Origin of the sequence: Halomonas sp. 3D7M (assembly GCF_014897885.1) — a bacterium.
In the GTDB taxonomy this organism is placed as follows: Bacteria; Pseudomonadota; Gammaproteobacteria; order Pseudomonadales; family Halomonadaceae; genus Vreelandella.
Genome location: NZ_JABUZF010000155.1, coordinates 7,450 through 13,461 on the forward strand (window position 1 = coordinate 7,450; position 6,012 = coordinate 13,461).

At 54.0% G+C, this 6,012-nt stretch carries 7 protein-coding genes; 2 read left to right on the forward strand and 5 right to left on the reverse strand.

The window, feature by feature from the left end:
- From pqqE to pqqA, 5 genes are all read right to left on the reverse strand, one after another.
- A partial coding sequence (gene pqqE / locus INT22_RS07465) for a pyrroloquinoline quinone biosynthesis protein PqqE (RefSeq protein WP_446718934.1) occupies window positions 1-960 on the reverse strand: 960 nt, incomplete at its 3' end.
- Window positions 950-1,252 carry a pyrroloquinoline quinone biosynthesis peptide chaperone PqqD gene (gene pqqD, locus INT22_RS07470; RefSeq protein WP_193067976.1) on the reverse strand — a complete coding sequence of 101 codons (303 nt, stop codon included), beginning with the start codon at window positions 1,250-1,252 and terminating at the stop codon, window positions 950-952. The genes pqqD and pqqE, both read right to left, overlap by 11 nt.
- 31 nt (window positions 1,253-1,283) lie before the next feature.
- Window positions 1,284-2,072, reverse strand: coding sequence for a pyrroloquinoline-quinone synthase PqqC (gene pqqC / locus INT22_RS07475; protein WP_193059711.1), 789 nt, complete (start codon window positions 2,070-2,072; stop codon window positions 1,284-1,286).
- Window positions 2,073-2,401: 329 nt separating this feature from the next.
- On the reverse strand, window positions 2,402-3,325 hold the full coding sequence (gene pqqB / locus INT22_RS07480; RefSeq protein WP_193059712.1) for a pyrroloquinoline quinone biosynthesis protein PqqB: 924 nt from the start codon (window positions 3,323-3,325) through the stop codon (window positions 2,402-2,404).
- A 111-nt stretch (window positions 3,326-3,436) separates the two neighbouring features.
- Window positions 3,437-3,508, reverse strand: a complete 72-nt coding sequence (gene pqqA, locus INT22_RS07485; protein WP_009722990.1) for a pyrroloquinoline quinone precursor peptide PqqA — start codon at window positions 3,506-3,508, stop codon at window positions 3,437-3,439.
- Window positions 3,509-3,913: 405 nt separating this feature from the next.
- Here pqqA and INT22_RS07490 point away from each other — a divergent pair, with 405 nt between their 5' ends.
- Together INT22_RS07490 and INT22_RS07495 are read left to right on the forward strand one after the other, a co-directional pair.
- Window positions 3,914-5,485, forward strand: a complete 1,572-nt coding sequence (locus INT22_RS07490; protein ID WP_193059766.1) for a Re/Si-specific NAD(P)(+) transhydrogenase subunit alpha — start codon at window positions 3,914-3,916, stop codon at window positions 5,483-5,485.
- Between the two features lie 16 nt (window positions 5,486-5,501).
- On the forward strand, window positions 5,502-6,012 hold a 511-nt coding region (locus INT22_RS07495; RefSeq protein WP_193067977.1), incomplete at its 3' end, for an NAD(P)(+) transhydrogenase (Re/Si-specific) subunit beta.

A 6,012-nucleotide genomic window follows, 5' to 3' on the forward strand; every position in this document is an offset into this window, starting at 1 on the left:
GCAGCGGCAGCCGCCATGGTCTTTGTCGCGGTCGTCGCACTGTTGGCAGAGCGTAGGCATCCACTGGGTGCCGCGAAAACGGTTGAACGCATCGCTTTGGTACCAAATGTCCTGCAGCGACGTCTCTTTGACGTTCGGAAATGCCATCGGTAGCTCCCTGGCGCTGTGACAGGGCAACACGGCGCCATCTGGGGCAACGGTCATAAAGATACTGCCCCAACCACCCATGCACGCTTTAGGCGCTTGCTCAAAGTAGTCCGGCACCACAAATAGTAATGACATATCGCGGCCACGTGCCGCGAGTGTTTCACGCCAGCGATTGGTTTCCGCCTCGGCGCGTACCAGCTGTTCACGGGTAGGCATCAACGCCTGGCGGTTCAAAAACGCCCAGCCGTAATACTGGCAGTTGGCCAGTTCAACCGCATCCGCGCCTAGCTCATCGCAGAGGGCAATCAGGTCGCCAATTTGATCGATATTGTGCCGATGCAAGACCACGTTTAATACCATGGGGTAGCCAGCGGCCTTGACCGCTTTGGCCATGGCTAGCTTGTTGGCGTGGGCCTTGGTAGAGCCTGCCAGCGCTTGAGCAAGTTCGGGGTCGGCGGCTTGCAGGCTAATCTGGATATGATCCAGGCCCGCTTCTGCCAGGGCGTCTACCCGCTGGGCAGTGAGGCCCACGCCGGAGGTCAGCAGGTTGGTGTAAAAGCCTAGCTGGCGTGCTTCGCTTACCAGCGCTTCCAGGTCTTGACGAATCAGCGGTTCGCCGCCGGAAAAGCCAAGCTGTGCCGCCCCCATCGCCCTGGCTTGGCGCAGCACGCTAAACCACGCGTCGGTATCCAGCTCGTTTTGGTAACGGGTAAATTCCAACGGGTTAGAGCAGTAAGCGCACTGCAGTGGGCAGCGGTAGGTGAGTTCCGCCAGCAGCCATAAGGGCGGTGAGGTCGTTTTATTAACCACAATGAACCTCCTTCACGGCTAGCCAGCCGTTACCGCGGGCTTCCTCGATAAACTGCACGACATCGTCTGCTAAGGACTCCGCGCTTGGGTAGCGCTGCTGTAGGGTGGCGATAATATCGGCGATGGAGTGATGGCCATCAACCTGCTCAAGAATCGCACCGGCAGTCGCGCTGAGCTTGACCATGCCTTCGGGATAAAGAATGACGTGGCAGCCCTGAATGGCTTCCCACTGTAAGCGCCAACCGCGTCGCAGCTGGTAAATATCTTGATGTGATATGACGAGTTGCTGTGACATGGTGAATTCCCCAACGCTAGTCGATCATTGCCTAGTAAAGTGACTGCTCAAGCCCACGGTGATACACCGCTTCGCGGGTGACGGTGTGGTAAGGCGGGCGGTCTAACTGATAGGCCATGGTCATGGCATCCAACATGCTCCATAGCACATCGAGCTTAAATTGCAGAATATCCAGCGCGCGCTGCTGCAGCGCCACCGTGGTACATACGCCTAAAGCGATTTCCAGGCCGTGCTCGACGTCTCGGCGGGCTTCGCTGAGCCGCTTCCGAAAATAGCGATAGCCTTGCTCGTTAATCCACGGGTAGTGCTGAGGCCAGGTGACCAGGCGGTTTTGGTGGGCAAGCGGCGCAAATAGCTCGGTAAGCGATGAGATCGCCGCTTCCTGCCAGGGGGCTCGGGCGACAAAGTGGCGGTAGGCATCCACCGCAAAGCGCACCCCGGGTAGCACACGCTCCTGGGAAAGCAGTGTATGACGGTGTAGCCCTACGGCTTCACCTAGGGCTAACCAGGCCTCAATCCCGCCTTCATCTCCGGCGTGGCCATCATGGTCAAGCAGGCGCTGCACCCATCGCCTGCGGGTAGCAGCATCTGGGCAGTTGGCCAGCAGCGCGGCGTCTTTTTGGGGAATCATCAACTGGTAGTAAAAGCGATTAGCCACCCAGCCTTGCAGTTGTTCCTGGGTAAGCTCGCCGTTGGCCATCGCCTGTTGAAAGGGGTGATTAAGATGGTAGTACTGCCCTTTACCCATTAGCGTTTCACGAAACGCCTCCCGACTGAGCGGGGTGGCAGAAGCACTGGGCGTTATCGCTGTCATCGCCATAGTCGATTTCCTGGTTATTTTTGTAATATCTAATGTATATATTGCTGATTTAAATGGCTTTTATTTTTAGCCATTTTTTATGCATAGAATTTATTTAATGAAACAGGTTATTTGGTTATAGCTCGCTCTGTTTGAATTATTTTATAAAGTTATATGCTTATTTTGGTTTAATTTTGTCAGGACCTGTTTTTGCACCTTTTATCGACCTACTATCTTTTAAATTCTACTAACCTAGTGCTTTTTTAATCTAAGATTTAGGTCTGGATGTTAATAGATTAATACTCAATAATTCTAAGATAAGAGAGTGTTTAAGGTCTGTGAACGTCGACCTAAAACGTCAGTTTCATTCCGTCGTAAGCTGTTTCGATGCCTGCGGCCTGCAATGTTTTCGCTGCATCGCTAGCGCCGTCCAAAATCGGATTGGTGTTGTTGATATGAATCAAAATACGCTGCGTGCTGCTGGGTAGCTCGTTCAATAGCGCACACATACCGCTGCTGCCATTGAGCGCGAGGTGACCCATCTGTTGGCCTGTGGAGGTGCCCACGCCAAGTGCCTGCATTTCGTCGTCTTCCCACAGGGTGCCATCCACCATCACTACATCTGCGGCGTTTAAGAAACGCATGGCCAGCGGTGTCGGGTTGCCAAGCCCAGGGGCGTAGCACAGCGATTTGCCACTGCGACGGTCAACAATATATAGCCCTAAATTATCGCCACAGGAGGGCGCGCCGCGCCGTGGTGAGTAGGGCGGGGCATTGCTGTGTAGTGCAAAGGCGGTGAGCGCGATATCTGGCAGAAAGGGAATCGAAAACTCGACAACTTCCTGATGATCTTCCAACTCAATCGGCTGCCAGCGTAGTCCGCCCCAGTGTTCCAGCATCGGGAATAGCGGAAAACCAGTCGATAAATCGCGATGCACATTAGGCGTGCACCACACCTCTAACGGGCAGCCTTCTCTTAGGGAGAGTAGCCCGGTGACGTGGTCGATTTGGGCATCTACCAGTAGCACGCCACGAATACCGCTACCACGCAGATCACTTGGCCATAATTCCGGGTTGGTATTGAGCTGAGCGCGAATATCTGGGGACGCATTGCATAGCAACCACTGCTTGCCATCCACGCTTAACGCAATCGATGATTGAGTGCGAGGTTGATGATTGGCACTGCCCAGGCGAGCGTGGTAGCAGTTAGGGCAGTTGCAATTCCATTGGGGAAAGCCGCCGCCTGCGGCAGCCCCAAGAACTAAAATCTGCATAGACTGACCTCCTACGTGAGTGCTGTGGATGTGCTATGAATCCCGGGTGAAAGCCCCTACCTGATATAAACCCAATAAGGCAGGTAGGGGCCGCGGTTCAGTCGCTAGCGATTAGCGGGTAGAGATATACAGCGTTACTTCAAAGCCAAGGCGCATGTCCTGATACGTCGGTTTAGTCCACATAAGTGACTCTCCTGCGTTGTTAAGCATGTTGTTGTGAGTGTCGTTACAAACGTCGTGACAAATGTCGTTATAAGTACTGTTGTGGGCGTTTTTGGAGGTTAATCATTATTGCCATACCCACTACTTCAGTTAATCATGGGTAGGACGAATTGAATGCGGTACTTTGGAAGTAGTTTTCTCTAACTTTTGGTGGGGAATCGTTGTTAAAAAGGGTAGTGTTGTAGTTAAACAACCCAATTGAATCGAAGGTTGAATAGTAACTGGCGGTCGCCGCGTTAGATCCTAAACTGCTATCTGGCGCGACGACGCATGTCAGTAATAATGCCCAGCGTCCAATAACCAAGGGTGAAAATATGACTGTTTTGGTCATGACGCTGGAAATGGGCTAACCAAGGGAGAAAGCGTGTGAAAATAGGCGCACCGAAAGAGACAGCTCAAGGAGAAGCGCGTGTAGCGCTTACTCCTGAGAGCGCAAAACAGCTTCAAAAGCTAGGCCATGAGTGCTTGGTGGAAGCCAGCGCAGGGGCTGCTGCGGGCTTTAATGACGACACGTATCGCGACGCGGGTGTCAGCGTTGTGGAAAGCGCGGAAGCGCTGTGGCGTGATGCGGACGTGGTGATTAAAGTCCGTGAACCTTCGGAAACTGAGGCTCACTATTTACGTGAAGGTCAGACGCTGATTGCGTTCTTCTGGCCAGCACAAAACGAAGCACTGTTGGAAACCTGTAAAGCTCAGGGCGCGTCTGTTATTGCGATGGACATGGTGCCACGTATTTCCAGAGCGCAGAAAATGGATGCGCTCTCCTCAATGGCCAATATCGCGGGCTACCGTGCGGTGATTGAGGCGGGCAATAACTTTGGCCGCTTCTTTACTGGCCAGGTAACCGCCGCCGGTAAAGTTCCCCCTGCCAAAGTATTGGTGATCGGCGCGGGTGTGGCGGGCTTGTCGGCGATTGGTACCGCGGCTAGCCTTGGCGCTGTGGTGCGTGCATTTGATGTGCGCCCAGAGGTGTCCGAGCAGATTGAATCCATGGGCGCTGAATTCCTGTTTCTCGATTTTGAAGATAGTCAGGACGGTTCAGAAAGCGGTGGCTATGCCTCACCCTCTAGCCCAGAGTTTCGCGAGAAGCAGCTAGAGTGTTTCCGCGAACAAGCACCGGATGTCGACATTGTCATCACCACGGCGCTGATTCCTGGCAGGCCCGCGCCAAAGCTGTGGCTGGAAGATATGGTGGCAGCCATGAAACCTGGCTCGGTGATTGTCGACTTAGCCGCTGAAAAAGGCGGTAACTGCGATTTAACCAAGCCGGACGAGCGTGTGGTATCTGATAACGGCGTCGTGGTGGTCGGCTATACCGACTTCCCCTCACGCATGGCCACCCAAGCGTCGCTGCTTTACGCCACCAACATTCGCCACATGCTAGCCGACCTCACGCCTGAGAAAGACGGCGTCATCCATCACAATATGGAAGATGATGTCATTCGCGGTGCTACGGTCACGCACCAGGGCGAAGTCACCTTCCCGCCGCCGCCACCCAAAGTAAAAGCTATCGCTGCGGCGAAGCCAAAGAAAAAAGAGAAAGAACCAACGCCTGAAGAGAAGAAGGCTACTGAACACGCGGCGTTTAAAGCGCAAACCAAGCGTCAAGTAGGCTTGCTCGCCGTTGGTGGCGCGCTAATGCTGCTGTTGGGCCAAATAGCCCCAGCCTCATTTATGCAGCACTTCATTGTGTTTGTGTTGGCGTGCTTCATTGGCTTCCAGGTGATTTGGAAGGTGAGTCATTCGCTGCACACGCCGTTAATGGCGGTCACTAACGCTATCTCCGGCATCATTATTTTAGGGGCAATTTTGCAAATCGGTTCAGGCAGTGGCGTCGTTATCGTGCTGGCGGCCATTTCGGTACTGATTGCATCGATTAATATCGTGGGTGGCTTCCTGGTGACACGCCGGATGCTTGCCATGTTCCAAAAATCCTAAGCGGCGGAGAAACGAGATGTTAGGACAAGGATTCGTATCTGCCGCGGCAATTGCGGCAAGTGTGCTATTTATTTTATCGCTAGGCGGCCTGAGTAATCAGGAGAAAGCCAAGCGTGCCGTATGGTACGGCATTGTGGGTATGGCCGTAGCGGTGTTCTTTACCTCCCTCGGGCCAGGTATTGGCGGCTACTGGTGGCTGGTTCCGGCGATGTTGATCGGTGCTGGGATTGGTGCCTATGTCGCAGGCAAGGTCGAAATGACCGAAATGCCTCAGTTGGTAGCGGCACTACATAGTTTTGTGGGTTTGGCAGCGGTCTTTGTTGCCTGGGGCGCAGATTTAGAGCGCCGCCGGGTGCTGGCCGCACAAGCGGCCGACGGCGCGATGCAAGAGTTTTCTGCGTTTGCTGCATTGGTGGCCACGAAGGCTCCTGCTGAGCTGACCTTTTTGCAGATTGAGGTGGTGTTCGCGATTTTCATCGGTGCGGTGACCTTTACCGGCTCGGTGATTGCGTTCGGTAAGCTGGCAG

Excerpts from the sequence above, each read along its gene's own strand:
- pqqB (WP_193059712.1), bottom strand. The coding sequence starts at position 3,325 with ATGCAGATTTTAGTTCTTGGGGCTGCCGCAGGCGGCGGCTTTCCCCAA.
- pqqC (WP_193059711.1), bottom strand. The coding sequence starts at position 2,072 with ATGGCGATGACAGCGATAACGCCCAGTGCTTCTGCCACCCCGCTCAGT.
- pqqD (WP_193067976.1), bottom strand. The coding sequence starts at position 1,252 with ATGTCACAGCAACTCGTCATATCACATCAAGATATTTACCAGCTGCGA.